Raw genomic sequence first — 14,279 nt, 5'->3', positions numbered from 1 at the left:
TTGTGCATGATCGACATCCGCCCGTTGCGCTATTTCCTGGCCGTGGCCGAGACACTGCACTTCGGCCGTGCGGCCGAGCGCCTGCACGTCACACAGCCCCCGCTCAGCCGGCAGATCGCGGCGCTGGAACGCTCGTTGGGCGTGGCACTGTTCGAGCGCGATTCGCGCCATGTGCGGCTGACCCCGGCCGGCCAGCGCTTTCGCGAAGATGCGCGTGCCGTGCTGGCCTCACTGCAGTAGGCCTGCCACACGGCGCGGCAGATCGACGCCGGTGAACAGGGCGAACTGCAGGTCGGTTTCATGATGCACGCCGCCCACAGCTCGGTGCCGCCGTTGGCGCGCCGGTTCATGGCAGCCTGCCCGCAGGTTCAGCTACGCCTGCGCGAGGCACTGCCGTTTCCACTGCTGGACGGGGTGCTCAGTGGCGAGCTGGATGCAGGCATCGGCTTCGCGCCCGCAGCAATGCGCGGTCTGCAGATGCAGCCATTGCTGCAGGAGCCGTTGTGCGTGGTGGTGCCGCAGGACCACCGCTTGGCGCGGCGGCGTCAGGTGGCCGTGGCTGCGCTGGCCGATGAAGGCCTGATCACCGCGCCCGCCGAGGTGGTGCCGACGCTGCGCGAAGCGATCGACGCGTGCTTCCGCGCCGTAGGGCTCGAACCGCGGATACGTCTGGAAGTGCAGTTGCAGCAGAGCATCGTCAGCCTGGTGGCGGAAGGGTTGGGCATCGCGCTGGTGCCGGCGTCGCTGCGCCGGCTGGGGGTGCCTGGCGTTGCATTCGTGGGGCTGAAGGATGCCCCGCAGGTGCAGCAGGTCCTGTTCTGGCGTGATGGCAACCGCAATCCTGCATTGGCGCGTCTGCTGGCGTGCATCACCGCCACGTAGCGTCGAGCTTCGCTGTCTGTAGAGTCGAGCTTGCTCGACTGATCTTCGCTCTTTGTAGAGTCGAGCTTGCTCGACTGGATTGCCAGAAGCAGTCGAGCAAGCTCGACTCTACGGAACGCGGCAGTCGAGCAAGCTCGACTCTACTGGCCCCTACCGCAGCAGGGTCACCTGCTGCCCGGCGCGGTCGAACGCTTCGGCCAGCAGCGATGTCTGCCGGATGGCATCCACTTCGGCAAACAACGCCTGCAGCGCTGCCACCGGGCGCGCGGCCGGTGCGGCCACGGCCTGGGCTATCGCGGTGAACCGGTCAGCCAGCACGCGGTGGCCGGGATGCAGCGCGGCCCACGCCTGCAGCGGCTGGCGTACGCCTGCGGCTGCGTCCATGCGCTGCTGGTCGAACAGGGCGATGGCGGCGGCGGATGTGTCGGCACGCTCGATGCGTGCATGCTGCAACGCACGGCTGAGAAACAGATCGTAGGCGGCGCCGCGGCCCACCGCGATGCGCATGCCATGGCGGTCAAGATCGGCCACCTGCTGCGCGGGGCTGTCATCACGCACCAGATAGGTGCCTTCAATTTCCAGATACGGTGCGCTGAAGGCGATGCGATCGGCGCGCGCTGGATCAATGGCCAGAAAAGCGAGATCCCAATCATCATTGGCGGCGGCCGCCACGACCGATGCAGCGGCGTCATGGCAGGTGAAGCGCGACGCAACCCCCAACCGTTGCGCCAGCGCCGTGGCCAGGTCCACCGAAGGGCCACGCGGCGCCGATGCGTTGCCCTGCGCCAGCACCGGGTTGCCCAGATTGATGCCGACCCGAAGGTAGCCAAGCGGCGCGAGCGCAGTGCGGAAGTCGGACAGCGGCATGGGGTACTCCGGCAAGCACGGGGGAGCCCAAGCATGCCAGCCACAGCGTGCCGGTGGCGTGCCGCCCTCCATGCTCCGCGACAGGCTCGGTGCCGGCGATGGCCCCCGCGCCATGCCGAAGGCGATTACCCTGCGCATCATCTGAAGCGAAGTGGCGCAGCGATGAACCCTGTCATGCATGTCGAGATTCCGGTAGCCGACCTGGCCCGTGCCATTGCGTTCTACCAGCGATGGCTGCAGGTGGTGATCGATGCCCCGGTGCCGGTGCATGACTGCATGATGGCCTACCTGCCGTTCGACGATGACGCTGGCGGCGCCAGCCTGGCCCTGGTACAGGGAGCGGACTATCGGCCCTCGGAGCAGGGTGCGCGCATCTACATCGGTGTTGATGACCTGGACGCCAGCCTGGCCCGTGCGCTGCAGGCCGGCGCCGCGCTGCGGTTCGGCCCCGCCCAGGCCGGTGAGTGGCACGTGGCCGAGATCGCTGACAGCGAAGGCAACCGCATTGCCGTGCAGGCCCCGGCAGCCTGACGCCCGGCTACGCGGCAGCGGACTGCCAACGCTGCAACCACCCTGCAATGGCGGGGTCCAGCCGCGCATCGTCGGGAAGCCGCACGCCGAAGCGGTCCTGCAGCACCTGCCGCACATCGACCACATCGCGCAGCGCCCGCTTCTGCGGCGTCTGGCCGTGGCGGTACTCGGTGTAGTTGCCGCTGCCGATGGTGCGGCGCCAGTTCGGGCCGGTCAGCGAAGCACGCAGCTCGCCCGGGAAACTCGAGTGCGGGTGCGTGCACACATACCAGTTGCCTACTTCGTTGTCGGCCGGCGCCGGTGAGGCCAGGTCGAAGCGATACAGCGAACGCCAGTCATCGCCACTGCTGGCCGCCAGCAGGAAATCACCATCGTCCAGCCGCTGCAGGCGATAGCGCTCGTGGGGCGTGTCCTGCACGGCGATCTCGCGCAGGCGCAGCGGTACGGTCGGGGTCAGGCTGCCAAAGCCGGTGTCCACCAGCCAGTCCCCGTCATCCAGGCGTACCCGGATCAACAAATGGGTACGCGGGGTCAGTTCGCCATCGCTGGCCGACAGCAGCACGCGCGCGCTCAGCGGGTGGGCGTCGAAACCCAGCGCCTGCAGCAGCGCCAGGAAGGCGCCGTTGAGCTCGAAGCAGTAACCGCCGCGCTGGGCGTGCAGCAGCTTGCGCTGCACGCTGTCCAGATCGATCGGCACCGCATCGCGCAGCAGGCAGGTCAGCGTCTCGAAGGGTACGTGGGCGTTGTGGCGCTGCTGCAGCTCGGCCAGCCCAGCAAGGGTGGCAGCCGGCGCGGCCGACAGCTGCAGGCGTTGCAGGTAGCGGGGGATATCGAGCGTGGTCATCACGGCACCAGGCGGGGCATAGATCCCTACTGTGCAACCGCAACCGGGGTTGAGGTCAAGCGGCAGGGCGGTGTCATTTCCTCGTCGTCTGTGGCCGGTACAAAGACCGCGACCGCTGGTGCGGCGATGGCCGCCGAAAGAAATGCTAAAGTCCAGGCGATCCAGGCCGATACAGATGCGTCCTTCTGCCTGGAGTCTGTCATGTTGATCGCGGTGCCCCGCCTCCGGTCCCTGCGCACCCGCCTGGATGGTCTGCGCTCGGCGTTTCCTGGCGTGCTGCGCTGGCTGCAGCCGCATCGGCTCAGCGTCGCCAACAAGCTGAAAGCCACCCTGTGGGTCTGCGGCCTGGGCCTGGTGGCCATCGCTGGGGTGTATGCCTGGACCGGCCACGCCAGCGCACAGGCCGCACGCACGCAGGCCAGCTACCAGCGTGGCAGCGATCTGGCCGCAGCGCTGGCCACCCGTGTGGCCGAGGCGCGTCGCCTGCAAACACAGTATGCACGCAGTTTCGACGATGCCGACCGCAGCCAATTGCTGGTCACGCAGCAGTCGCTGCAACGCGACCTGCAGGCGCTGCGTGCGCAACCCATGGACGCTGGCCGGCGCAAGGCACTGCAGTCTCTGGCGGAGGCCGTGGACGGCTTCTCCGACGGCATCACGGCGCTGTTCGCGCGTGTTGACGAGATGGGACGGGGCGAGGCGGGTTTGGCCGCGCAGCTGCAGCAGGCTGCCGATACGCTGCAGGCGGCGGTGGCGGCGCAGCAGCGTCCCGCGCTGGAGCTGCATGTCCAGAAGATGCGCCGGCAGGAAGCGCTGCTGCTGCTCGATGGCGACTCCACCCATGCAGACCGCGCAAGCGAAGAGAAACTACCGTTCGACCTCGCCCTGGTCGGGTTGTCGGCCGATGCCCAGGAACGTCTGCGCAGCGCCATGGATGCCTATCAGGCCGCGTTGCTGGGCTATACCGCCGCGCGGGTCGGCCTGGACGTGGAAGCGCTGTCCCTGCTGGATACCGCCGCCGCCGTGGCGCCGGCAGTGGCCACGTTCCAGGAAGCACAGCGGACCGCACTGGCGCAGGTACAGTCCCGCCAGCAACGGGGCGCACGTACCATGGGCGCGTTGTTCGCCTTCACCCTCGTGCTGGTTGCGGGCGTGCTGATCACCAGTCTGGTGCTGGTCCTGCGCGCCGTACGCCGCCCGATCCAGGACACGCTGCGCTTCGCCAGCGACATCGCCGACGACCGCCTGGATACCACCCTGCGCGTGCACAACGACAGCGATGAGATCGGCCAGCTGGCACAGCGGCTGATCCACATGCAGCAGCGGCTGCGCGCACGGATCGAAGACGAGCGTGCGGTCGCGCGTGGCAATACCCGGGTGCGCCAGGCGCTGGACAGTGCACAGACCGGTTTGATGGTGATCGACGCCGAGGGCCGCGTGGCCTACGCCAACCCGGCGCTGCTGCAGCTGCTGGCGCTGCAGATCGACACCCTGGTGGGCAGTGATGCCGCGCGCCTGCATCCGGCGATGGTCCGCCTGGCCGGCGCACGCCGCCGCGAGGAGCACGAGATCGCGCATGCGGGCGTGCGCTACCAGCTGATTGCCAACGCCATTGTCGACGACGGGCACTTCCTTGGGGTGGCGGTGGAATGGCGCAGCCGTGCGCTGGAAACTCTGCTGGAAACCGAGGTGGCGGCACTGGTCGATGCCGCTGCGCACGGCGACCTGCACGGCCGCATTGCACTGGAAGGGAAGCAGGGCTTCGTACGTACCCTGTCCACCAGCATCAACCATCTTCTGGCCACCTTTGAGACCAACCTTGCCGACCTGCAGGCGCTGCTGGCGGCACTGGCGCGCGGCGACCTGAGCGTGCGCATGGAAGGCGACCTGCAAGGCGTTTTCGCACGCATGCGCGACGATGCCAATGCCACCGTTGGCCAGCTTGGGCGCATCGTCACCCGCATCCAACAGGCCACCGCGCAGCTGGATCTGGGCGTTGGCGAAATCGTGTCCGGCCACCACGATCTATCGCAACGGACTGAACAGCAGGCGGCCAACCTGGAAGAGACCGCCGCCTCCCTGCACGAGCTGACAGACACCGTTGGCCGCAACGCCGATGCCGCCGGCCGCGCCGACGCGCTGGTGCAGGGCGCGGCAGCCGTGGCGGCGCGCGGCGGCCAGGCAGTCGGTCAGGTGGTGGCAACCATGCACGGCATCAGCGCAGCCTCGCGCCGTATCGGTGACATCACCCAGTTGATCGACGGCATCGCCTTCCAGACCAACATCCTGGCACTGAACGCCGCAGTTGAAGCCGCGCGTGCTGGCGAGCAGGGCCGCAGCTTCGCAGTGGTGGCCTCGGAGGTGCGCCTGCTGGCCCAGCGCAGTGCCGAGGCGGCCAAGCAGATCAAAGGGCTGATCGAAGATTCGGTGACCCGCGTTGCCCGGGGCAATGCGTTGGCTGAGCAGGCCGGCACCACGATGGGCGATATCGTCGGCAGCGTGCAGCAGCTGGCTGAACTGCTCGCCGCCATCCGCAGCGCATCGCAGGAACAGCACGCCGGCATCGCGCAGGTGAACCAGACCATCGTGCAGATGGAATCGAGTACGCAGCGCAATGCCACTCTGGTGGAAGAGGCTGGCGCCTCCACGGCGCAGATGCAGGCACAGGTACAGGCCCTGGCCGAAGCGGTATCGGCGTTCCGCCTGCAACCGCAGCGGCGCCCACGCGCGGCCGCCTGATCGCCCTCGACGGGCAAGGCCCGGCGTTACCGGGAAGCGCCGGGCCATGCCCGGCCGATCAACTCAGTACACGTCGCGGCGGTAGCGCCCGTTCTCCAGCAGCGTTTCCACGGCATCGTCGCCCAGCGCGGCGCGCAGCACCTGGTCCACGCCTTCGGCCATGCCCTGCAGCGAACCGCAGACGTGGATCACCGCACCGCGTGCCAGCCACGCCTGCAGTTCACCGGTTGCGGCCTGCAGCCGGTGCTGCACGTAGCCGCCACCGTCGGCATCGCGCGAGAACGCCAGGTCCACGCGTGCCAGGTGGCCGTCAGCCTGCCACTGCGCAAGCTCATCGGCGAACAGCAGGTCATGCGCGCGCTGGCGCTCGCCGAACAGCAGCCAATGCCCGTGCTCGCCATCGGCCGCCGCTTCGCGCAGCAGGCTGCGCAGGCCGGCAATGCCGGTGCCGTTGCCGATCAGCACCATCGGGGTTCCGGCTACGCGCTGGAAACCGGGGTTATGGTGCGCGCGCGCGGCAATGTTTTCGCCAGGCACCGCGTGCACGGCCAGCCAGCCGGAGCCCAGGCCGGCACGCCCGGCACTGTCGTGGGTCAGGCGTACCACCAGTTCCACCACGCCATCGGCAGCACAGGAGGCGATCGAGTATTCACGGCTGGGCAGCAGCGGCAGCCCGGACAACCACAGGCAGGCGTCCTGCACCGGCATGGCCGGCTGGCCATCGGGCAGCACGCGCTCGCTGGCCAGCTGCAGCAGGGTGCGGGTCTGTCCATCCACGAGCGTGGGCTGCAGCGGGTCCAACCCGTGCGCCTGCAGTACGGCGCGTGCGTGCGCGGCGGCGTTGCGCGGTGCGATGTGCAGGATGTCGCCGGCCTTCCAGTGCTGGTTCGCGGGCGTGGCCAGGCGGATGCGCCAGATCTGCCCGCCCATGCTTCCGGGATTCAACAGCGTGCGCTCCAGCAGTTGCCAATCATGCAGCACGGTGGCCGGTGGCAGCACGCTGTCGTCGGTGTGGATGCCGGTCAACGCACCCAGCTGCAGCTGCCACTGGCGCAGCGACGCCACCGCGGCCGCATCCACGTCGATGCGGTCGAACAACGGCTGCGCGCCGTTGCGTGCCAGCCAGTCATCCACTTGCACGCCGAAGGCGCAGTAGTGCGGGTACTGGCGATCGCCCAGCGCCAGCAGGCCATAGCGCAGACTGGAAAGATCGGCCGACTGCGCGAGCAGCTGGCGGGCCGCTCGGCGCGCATTGTCCGGTGGCTCGCCATCGCCGAAGGTGCTGAGCATGAACAGCACCTGCGGCGTGTCCTGCAGCTGTTGCAGGCTGAGCCGCGCAAGCGGCAGCACCTGCACCGGATGCCCGGCCGCCTGCAGTTGGGCCGCTGCGCGCCAGGCCAGCTGTTCGGCCAGGCCGCTCTGGCTGGCGTGTACCACCCGCCACGGCGTGCCTTCGTGGGCGACGCTGGCGCCGCTGTCCGGCAGCGACTGGCGCAACGCGCGCGCGGCGCGTTGGCTGCGGCGACGGTCCAGGTACAGCATCCAGCCGGTGATGAAGAACAGGGTCATGCACAGGCTGGACAGCATGACGATCACGCGACCGGGCAGGCCGAAGAAGCTGCCCGAGTGCAGTGCGAACATGCTGGTCATCACCTTGCCGCCCGCATCCAGCTGGCCGTAAGGGCGGTGTTCCAGTACGGCGCCGGTACCCGGGTCGATCTGCAGGCTGTCCTGGGCGCGGTCGTGGCCGCCACCGCGCAGCGCCGGATCACCGGCCATCACCCGTGCGGTGATCGGCTGGCCGGCTTTGCCGGGCAGGCGCAGGTCGATGTAACCACTGCGCACGCCGGGCAGGGCGTACAGGCTTTCCTGCACCCGCGTCAGGTCCAGCGGGCCGGGCTGCACGTGGGCACGGGGGGCACTGCGGCCGTCGCCCAGCAGGCGGGTGACACCGTCGCGGTACCAGTCGAACGACCACCACAGGCCGGTCAGCACGATGACCAGGTAGACCAGCAGCACCCAGGTGCCGACCACCGAGTGCAGGCTCCACAGGAAGCTGCGTCCGCTGCGTTTCCATTCCACGGCCAGCCAGGTGCGAGGGCGCCACCACTGGCGTGGCCAGCGCAGGTAGAGGCCGGAAAGCACGAAGAACAGCAGGATGATCGCGCAGCTGCCGGTCAGCACCTTGCCGCGCTCGCCTGCGGCCAGGTGCCGGTGCAGGTCTTCGACGAAGTCGAAGAAGGCCTGGCCGCGCAGCGTGCTGAAGCGCTCACCGCTGTACGGGTCGAAGTAGACCCAGTGTTCCTTGCCGCCTTCAAAGCGCGCCACCGAGGGGCGCTGGCCGGTGGCATCCACGCGCAGACGTTGCAGGGGCCGGTCGCTGTCGGCCTGCAGCATCGGTACCAGTTCGTCCAGGCTCAGCGGCGGCTGGCCGTCGGCATGATGTTCGGCAATGCCGGCCAAGCCGGGGTTCGCAGCGCGCAGCAGCTCGTCCTCGAACGACAGCGCCGCGCCACTCAGGCCCATGATGGCCAGGATGGTGCCGGCGGTGATGCCGAGGAACCAGTGCAGCTGGAACAGGACGTTCTTGAACATCGGGAAGGGGGCCGTGGGTCTGCCGCGGCATCCCTGCGCAACAGTAAATGAGAATTAATCTCGGAATTCTCCCGGTCACGACCGGCCCTGGTCAAGGAGGGTGTTCCGGCAGGGCTGCGCCCTGCACCCGCCGAAGCAACGTCAACGTCCACGTCAAAGGCCAAAGCGGGCATTCCGTGGGATGGCGGGGTGGGTCCGGTCGAGGGGGACGCTGCAAGTACGTCCATGTAAGCTCGGTCGCCGCATCCATGCGGCTCACGCCCCCTCGACCGGACCCACCCCGCCTTCGACAGTTTTCCGCGCGCTGTTGGAACGGCACGGGGTCGGATCCCGTTGCTGCGCAACGGGCTCCGACCCCAGATCGTTCTGGATATCTGACAGATGTGTCGACCAAGGTCGACACCTACCAACAGCCGAGCGTTCGAACAGTCGCCGTTACCCACACCGCCCCGCCATCCCACGGATACCCAGCTTTTGACGTGGACGTTGCTTCGGCAGGTGCAGGGCGCAGCCCTGCAAAACCCCTATTTCACCCAGCCGGCAATCTCGCCGTGCGCGAACGGGCCCAGCTTGGCCTTGACCATGCGCCCGTCCGCGTCGAACAGCACGCTGTAGGGCAGCAGGCCCTGCGCGTTGCCCAACTGCACGCTGGCATCGCGCGGGCCCGGCGTGTCCAGCACGATGGGGTAGTGCACCGGCACCCGCTGCAGGAAATCAGCCACGCCCTCGGGGGTATCCATGGCCAGCCCCAACACCTGCACACCGGTGCTCCCCTGTGCCTGGGCGAAGCGTTGCAGCTCGGGCATTTCTTCCACGCAGGGGCCGCACCAGCTGGCCCAGACATTCACCAGCAGCGGCCGCCCGGCGAAGCGCTGGCGGATGTCCAGCGGCTGGCCCGATGGGTCGGGCAGTACCAGCGCGGGCAGGGCATCACCGGGGCGCAACGTGGGCGCGCTTGCCACAGCAGCATCGGAAGGCGCGCGCGGCGCCGTCGGCGCCGGTGTCAGCCGGTGCCCGGCCCACAGGCCCAGGCCGGCGGCCAGCACCGCTGTCCACAGCAGTGCGGGCCGCTGCCACTTCACCGCGCGGTGCGCAGCAGGGCTTCTTCCACCACTGCCTGGGTCAGCAGGGTGGGCAGCACGGTGGGCGGGGCGCCGGGGCCGTACACCACGTACAGCGGCACGCCTACGGCCTTGTGCTCTTCCAGGAAATCGGTGATCTGCGGATCGACGTTGGTGTAGTCACCGCGCATGTACACCGCATTGGTGCGGCGGAGCAGGTCCTTGAACTCCGGGCGCGACAGCACCGCACGTTCGTTGGCCTTGCAGCTCACGCACCAGTCGGCGGTCATGTTCACGAACACCACGCGGTTGTCGGCGCGCAGGCGGTCCAGCAACTGCGGCGAATACTCCACCACGTTGTCGGTGCTGGCCTGGGCGGCGCGCGCCGGCAGTGCCAGCTGGGTCACGCCCCAGACCGGCACCAGCGCGGTCAGCACCAGCAGTACGCCCAGCAGGATGCCACCGCGCTTGCTGCGCCAGCGGCTGGTTTCGAACAGCCACAGACCGCCGGTCAGCAGCAGCAGGCCACCCAGCGCCAACGCCATGCCATCCACGCCGCGCTGCTTGCCCAGCACCCACAGCAGCCACAGCGCGGCGGCGTACATCGGGAAAGCCAGCACGTGCTTCAGGGTTTCCATCCACGGGCCGGGCTTGGGCAGGCGGCGGGCCAGCGCCGGCACGAAGCCGATCAGCAGGAACGGCAGGGCCAGGCCCAGGCCCAGGAACAGGAACACCAGCATGGCCGCCACCGGCGGTGCCACGAAGGCGTAGGCCACGGCCGGGCCGAAGAACGGACCCACGCAGGCACTGCCGACCACGCAGGCCAGCACGCCGGTGAAGAAGTCACCGGCCGGGCCGCTGCGGCTGGCCAGCGACTGGCCGAAGTTGCCCACGCCACCGCCCATGGTGAACACCCCGGACAGGCTCAGGCCGACGGCGAACATCACGTAGGCCAGCGCGGCCACCACGGCCGGGTGCTGCAGCTGGAAGCCGATGCCCACCGCGTTGCCCAGCATGCGCAGGCCCACCATCGAGGCGCCGATCACCGCGAAGGCCACCAGCACGCCCAGCGTGTACCACATCGCATGGCTGCGGGCGCGCTCGGCGCTTTCACCGCTCTGTGCCAGGCTCAGGACCTTCAGCGACAGGATCGGCAGTACGCACGGCATCAGGTTCAGCACCAGGCCGCCGCCCAACGCCAGCAGCAGCACCCACAACAGCGAACTGTCGGTCTTCGGCACGGTGCCTGGCGGCTTGGTGCGCAGCGCGTTGTCCGGGCGCGCATCGGCGGCGAACGCGGTCGTGCCGGGCGCGGTGTCTGCCGCAGTGGGCGCCGGATCGTTCGGCACGGTCGGCAGCAGGCGGCGCAGCGCGCCGTCGCCGCCTTCGCGTGCGGCATCGGCCGCAGAGCCGGGCAGCGGCTGGATCACTTCGCTGCGTGCAGCGGTGGCCGACGCACTGGCGTTGACCTTGCCGGCAGGAATGGCCAGCTTCACCCGGCGGGTCATCGGCGGGTAGCAGATGCCGTCGGTCTGGCAGCCCTGGAAGGTGACCACCAGGGTGCCGTCCACCGCATCGGCGCGGCTGCGGCGCAGCGGCAGCGGCACTTCCACCTGGTTGAAGTACACCGAGACATCGCCGAAGTGTTCATCGCGGTGCGACTGCGCCTTCGGCCAGCGCGGGGTGTCGGCCAGCACGCCACTGCTGCCTTCCAGCTTCAGCGAGGTGCGGTCGCGGTACAGGTAGTAGCCCGGCGCCGGGCTGAAGCGCAGCAGCAGGGTGTTGCCGTCGCTGGCGATGGCATCGAAGGCGAACGCCTGTTCCGACGGCAGCGGCAGGGCCTGGGCCGTGCTGGCGCCGGGCAGCTGCAGGCCGCGCGCGGTGCCGGCCCCGGCCAGCGGGTTGTTGAAGGCAGGCGTGGTGCCGCTGCGCGCGGCCGGCGCTGCCGCCGCATCGCCACCGGGCAGGGTGACCTGCACCACGCGCTTCTGCGGCGGGTAGCACACGCCGGCGTCGGCGCAGCCCTGGTAGCGCACTTCCAGGCTGATCGTGCCGGCGGCATCGGTGGGCGCGCCGGGCAGGGTCGCGACCAGGCGCTGGCGGTAGGTTTCCACCTCACCGAAGAAATCGTCGTGGTGCTTGTCACCGGCCGGCATCTGCAGCGCGCCGGCATTGAAGGCGGTGTCGGCCTTCACGCTGGTGCGGTGGCGGTACAGGTAGTAGCCGGGGGCGATCTTGAACTGCAGTTGGATCTGCCCCCGTTCGGGCGCGGTGGCGGTCAGCGCGAACGCCTGGTCCACCGGCAGCAGGTCCTTCTCGTCCAGGGCGAAGGCCGGCAGGGAAAGCCACAACAGGGCGCACAGGGCGGCGCCACGCGCAAACAGAGTCTTCAAACGGTGTCCTCCCGGGTCTGCGCCCGGATCCAGTCCAGATACGCCGGCAGGCCGGCCCGGCTTTCGACCGCGATGCACTCCGGGAGTTCATACGGATGCAGGGCGACGATCCGGGCGATGGCGGCATCGACCCGGCTGGCCGTGGTCTTCACCAGCAGCTGCAGTTCGGTATCGGTGGTCACCTGGCCTTGCCAGCGGTAGGTCGAACGCGCGCCGTCCAGGCGGGTCACGCAGGCGGCCAGCTGTTCGCCCACCAGTGCGTGGGCGATGCGTTCGGCACTGTCCGCGTCGGGACAGGTGGTGAACAGCAGCAGGACGGGATCGGCGATCGACATGACCGCCGAGTATAGGGCCCCTGTCCGGCCGGGTCAGGGCCGGACAGGGGATTTGCAACTTTCTTCAACGCAGATCAGTTGGCCAGCTGGCAGGTGGCCGGCTTGGCCGAGGTGAACAGGGCCGGGGTGGCCCACTCGGGGTGGTCGATGAACGGGTTGCGGTTGCCCTGGAAGCTGTAGATCACGTCGTTGCGGGCGCGCTCGGCGTCGCTCGGCGGATCGGCCAGGTGCCAGTCGATCAGGGTGGACAGCAGGCCCATGTAGGCCGGCGAGCTGCTGGTCTTGACGATCTTGCTGCGGTCGTCGGTCAGTTCCAGGTCCGGTTCGGACTGGCCGGTGGCCGCATCCTTGCCGCCCTCATAGCGGATCGCCATGTACATCACCGCACGCGCCATGTCGCCCTTGCGCTGGCCCCAGACCTCGAAGGTGCCGGTGTTGCCGTCCGGGGTGCGCACCCAGTTGGAATTGCCCGGGTAGCCGCCGCTGCCGCCGCCCTGGCCGTTGTTGGCCTCGGTGGCGCGTTCGCCGCAGTTGCTGTCGCACTTGCCGAAGGGCTTGTTGCCGCGGTCGGCATTCCACTGCGCGTCGGTCAGGTACAGCATGTGGGTATCGGTGTACGGGGCGTACGGCAGGCCCTTGTCGCCGGTGGTGCTGGCAAAGCCCAGCGAATTCGGCCAGGTGTGCTCGCGGTTGTACTTCAGGCCGCTGCCACTGCCGGCACGGTCGGTCACCTTGGTGTAGCTGCGGTTGCGGTAGGCATCGAGGATCTTGCCGCTGTTGTTCGGGTCTTCGTCGGCGATTTCCAGGATGGTCCAGGTGCTGGTGCCCGAGCCGCTGTACGGGTAGGCGGTGTGGCCCTTGATGGTTTCATGCAGCGAGCAGCGCAGCTGGCTGGGGCTGCTGGTGTTCACCTTGGAGTAGTAGCCCTCCGGGGTGCCGGGGTTGCCGGGGTTGCCCGGGTCCGGGTTGCCGGTGGTGCTGGCCACGGTGAAGGCGATGCGGCTGTCGGCGGCCGGGTGTGCGCCCTGGCTGTCGGTGATCCGTGCGGCGCGGATGTCGAAGCGGCAGGCTTCGCCGGCCACCAGGGCGGTGTTGGTGGACAGCTTCACGGTGCGGCCGCTGGTCGGCCAGGTCAGCGGCACGCTGCCCGAACTGCCGCAGCTCAGGCTGAAGGCGCCACTGGCCAGGGTCACGGTCTCGCTGAACACCACTTCCAGATCGGCCGCGGCCGGGAAGGTGCTGCTGCCCTGCGCCGGGGTGGTGGTGCTGACCGACGGCGGGGTGTTCGGGCCCGGGGTGCCGCCACCGCCGGTGAAGGTCTGGCTGGTGTTGCAGCGGCCGAAGGTCTGGCCGGCCGATTCGGCCCAGGTGAAGTGCGCGTACTGGCTGCCGCTGCCGGTCAGCTGCAGCGAGGTGCCCGGCGCGGTGCTGTTGGTTTCGGCCACCGGAATGTTCTGGCTGGTCATGCCGGCCGCCGGGCCACCGGCCGCGGTGATCGCGCCCTCGTAGCTCAGGAACTGCACGACCTTGCCGCTGGCGTCGACCAGGGCGATGCCGTCGTTCGGCCCGTTCTGCAGGCCATTGGTCGGGTAGGTGACCACCGCGATGGTGGCGCTGCCGCAGCTGGCCGCGGTGCCGGCCGGCACCGGGTTGTTGGCGTAGACCGCCGCAGCCGACGGGTTGCTGCCGTTGTACAGGTACAGTCGGTAGGCGGACAGGTCCTCACCGGCGGTGGCGACCACTTCAATGGCCTCGCCCACGTCGCCGGCAGCGGTGCTGTCGTCGTAGTGCAGTTCGTTGATGAAGACCTCGGCCTGGGCCGGCGCGGCGGCCAGCGCCAGCAGGCAGGCGGCGGCGAGCGGGGACAGCAATCGCATCGACTACTCCTTGTGATTGGGAATGCCGGGCGAGACTAAGGCCGATCACGTGACACTTTGTCGTAACTGAACGCCAGATATCTGACACTGCGACGCCCGTCACCAAAAAACTCGGAACTTCGCCGGATCCGCGCCGCAGCGCACCGTCGAAAAAT

At 69.0% G+C, this 14,279-nt stretch carries 11 protein-coding genes; 4 read left to right on the top strand and 7 right to left on the bottom strand.

From position 1 onward, the window contains the following. The first annotated feature begins 6 nt into the window (after window positions 1-6). Window positions 7-240 (top strand): LysR family transcriptional regulator, encoded by a 234-nt coding sequence (locus tag C1930_RS20470; RefSeq protein WP_199912376.1) that lies wholly within the window; start codon window positions 7-9, stop codon window positions 238-240. A gap of 21 nt (window positions 241-261) precedes the next feature. Beyond that, window positions 262-882: a LysR family substrate-binding domain-containing protein gene (locus C1930_RS17975; RefSeq protein ID WP_267895997.1), complete on the top strand. Its 621-nt coding sequence runs from the start codon at window positions 262-264 to the stop codon at window positions 880-882. Between the two features lie 150 nt (window positions 883-1,032). On the opposite strand, the gene C1930_RS17970 is transcribed toward C1930_RS17975, so the two are convergent. Next, window positions 1,033-1,749, bottom strand: a complete 717-nt coding sequence (locus C1930_RS17970; RefSeq protein ID WP_108772334.1) for a transporter substrate-binding domain-containing protein — start codon at window positions 1,747-1,749, stop codon at window positions 1,033-1,035. Between the two features lie 162 nt (window positions 1,750-1,911). Between C1930_RS17970 and C1930_RS17965 the strand changes: the two genes are divergently transcribed. Continuing rightward, window positions 1,912-2,280 carry a VOC family protein gene (locus C1930_RS17965; protein ID WP_108772333.1) on the top strand — a complete coding sequence of 123 codons (369 nt, stop codon included), beginning with the start codon at window positions 1,912-1,914 and terminating at the stop codon, window positions 2,278-2,280. Window positions 2,281-2,287: 7 nt separating this feature from the next. Here the strand turns inward: C1930_RS17965 and C1930_RS17960 are convergent, their stop codons facing one another. After that, window positions 2,288-3,124, bottom strand: a complete 837-nt coding sequence (locus C1930_RS17960) for an arylamine N-acetyltransferase (protein WP_108772332.1) — start codon at window positions 3,122-3,124, stop codon at window positions 2,288-2,290. A gap of 201 nt (window positions 3,125-3,325) precedes the next feature. Here C1930_RS17960 and C1930_RS17955 point away from each other — a divergent pair, with 201 nt between their 5' ends. After that, on the top strand, window positions 3,326-5,863 hold the full coding sequence (locus C1930_RS17955) for a methyl-accepting chemotaxis protein (RefSeq protein WP_108772331.1): 2,538 nt from the start codon (window positions 3,326-3,328) through the stop codon (window positions 5,861-5,863). 63 nt (window positions 5,864-5,926) lie between these two features. Here the strand turns inward: C1930_RS17955 and C1930_RS17950 are convergent, their stop codons facing one another. From C1930_RS17950 to C1930_RS17930, 5 genes are all read right to left on the bottom strand, one after another. Next, window positions 5,927-8,458 (bottom strand): sulfite reductase flavoprotein subunit alpha, encoded by a 2,532-nt coding sequence (locus C1930_RS17950; protein ID WP_108772330.1) that lies wholly within the window; start codon window positions 8,456-8,458, stop codon window positions 5,927-5,929. A 524-nt stretch (window positions 8,459-8,982) separates the two neighbouring features. After that, window positions 8,983-9,540: a TlpA disulfide reductase family protein gene (locus tag C1930_RS17945; RefSeq protein ID WP_108772329.1), complete on the bottom strand. Its 558-nt coding sequence runs from the start codon at window positions 9,538-9,540 to the stop codon at window positions 8,983-8,985. Then, the gene (locus tag C1930_RS17940) at window positions 9,537-11,912 is read right to left on the bottom strand and encodes a protein-disulfide reductase DsbD domain-containing protein (protein ID WP_108772328.1); all 2,376 of its coding nucleotides are present in this window, start codon (window positions 11,910-11,912) and stop codon (window positions 9,537-9,539) included. Before C1930_RS17940 ends, C1930_RS17945 begins: the two co-directional genes overlap by 4 nt. Then, window positions 11,909-12,247, bottom strand: coding sequence for a divalent-cation tolerance protein CutA (gene cutA / locus C1930_RS17935; RefSeq protein ID WP_108754311.1), 339 nt, complete (start codon window positions 12,245-12,247; stop codon window positions 11,909-11,911). The genes C1930_RS17940 and cutA overlap by 4 nt, the downstream gene beginning before the upstream one ends. 74 nt (window positions 12,248-12,321) lie before the next feature. Beyond that, window positions 12,322-14,124, bottom strand: a complete 1,803-nt coding sequence (locus C1930_RS17930; protein ID WP_108772327.1) for an endonuclease — start codon at window positions 14,122-14,124, stop codon at window positions 12,322-12,324. Between the last annotated feature and the right edge of the window lie 155 nt (window positions 14,125-14,279).

Origin of the sequence: Stenotrophomonas sp. SAU14A_NAIMI4_8 (assembly GCF_003086695.1) — a bacterium.
Lineage (GTDB): Bacteria > Pseudomonadota > Gammaproteobacteria > Xanthomonadales > Xanthomonadaceae > Stenotrophomonas.
The sequence above is the reverse complement of the archived record's forward strand: the minus strand, read 5'-3'. Positions and strand labels throughout refer to the sequence as shown.

Excerpts from the sequence above, each read along its gene's own strand:
- C1930_RS17950 (WP_108772330.1), bottom strand. The coding sequence starts at position 8,458 with ATGTTCAAGAACGTCCTGTTCCAGCTGCACTGGTTCCTCGGCATCACC.
- C1930_RS20470 (WP_199912376.1), top strand. The coding sequence starts at position 7 with ATGATCGACATCCGCCCGTTGCGCTATTTCCTGGCCGTGGCCGAGACA.
- C1930_RS17930 (WP_108772327.1), bottom strand. The coding sequence starts at position 14,124 with ATGCGATTGCTGTCCCCGCTCGCCGCCGCCTGCCTGCTGGCGCTGGCC.
- C1930_RS17955 (WP_108772331.1), top strand. The coding sequence starts at position 3,326 with ATGTTGATCGCGGTGCCCCGCCTCCGGTCCCTGCGCACCCGCCTGGAT.
- C1930_RS17965 (WP_108772333.1), top strand. The coding sequence starts at position 1,912 with ATGAACCCTGTCATGCATGTCGAGATTCCGGTAGCCGACCTGGCCCGT.
- C1930_RS17970 (WP_108772334.1), bottom strand. The coding sequence starts at position 1,749 with ATGCCGCTGTCCGACTTCCGCACTGCGCTCGCGCCGCTTGGCTACCTT.
- C1930_RS17960 (WP_108772332.1), bottom strand. The coding sequence starts at position 3,124 with ATGACCACGCTCGATATCCCCCGCTACCTGCAACGCCTGCAGCTGTCG.
- cutA (WP_108754311.1), bottom strand. The coding sequence starts at position 12,247 with ATGTCGATCGCCGATCCCGTCCTGCTGCTGTTCACCACCTGTCCCGAC.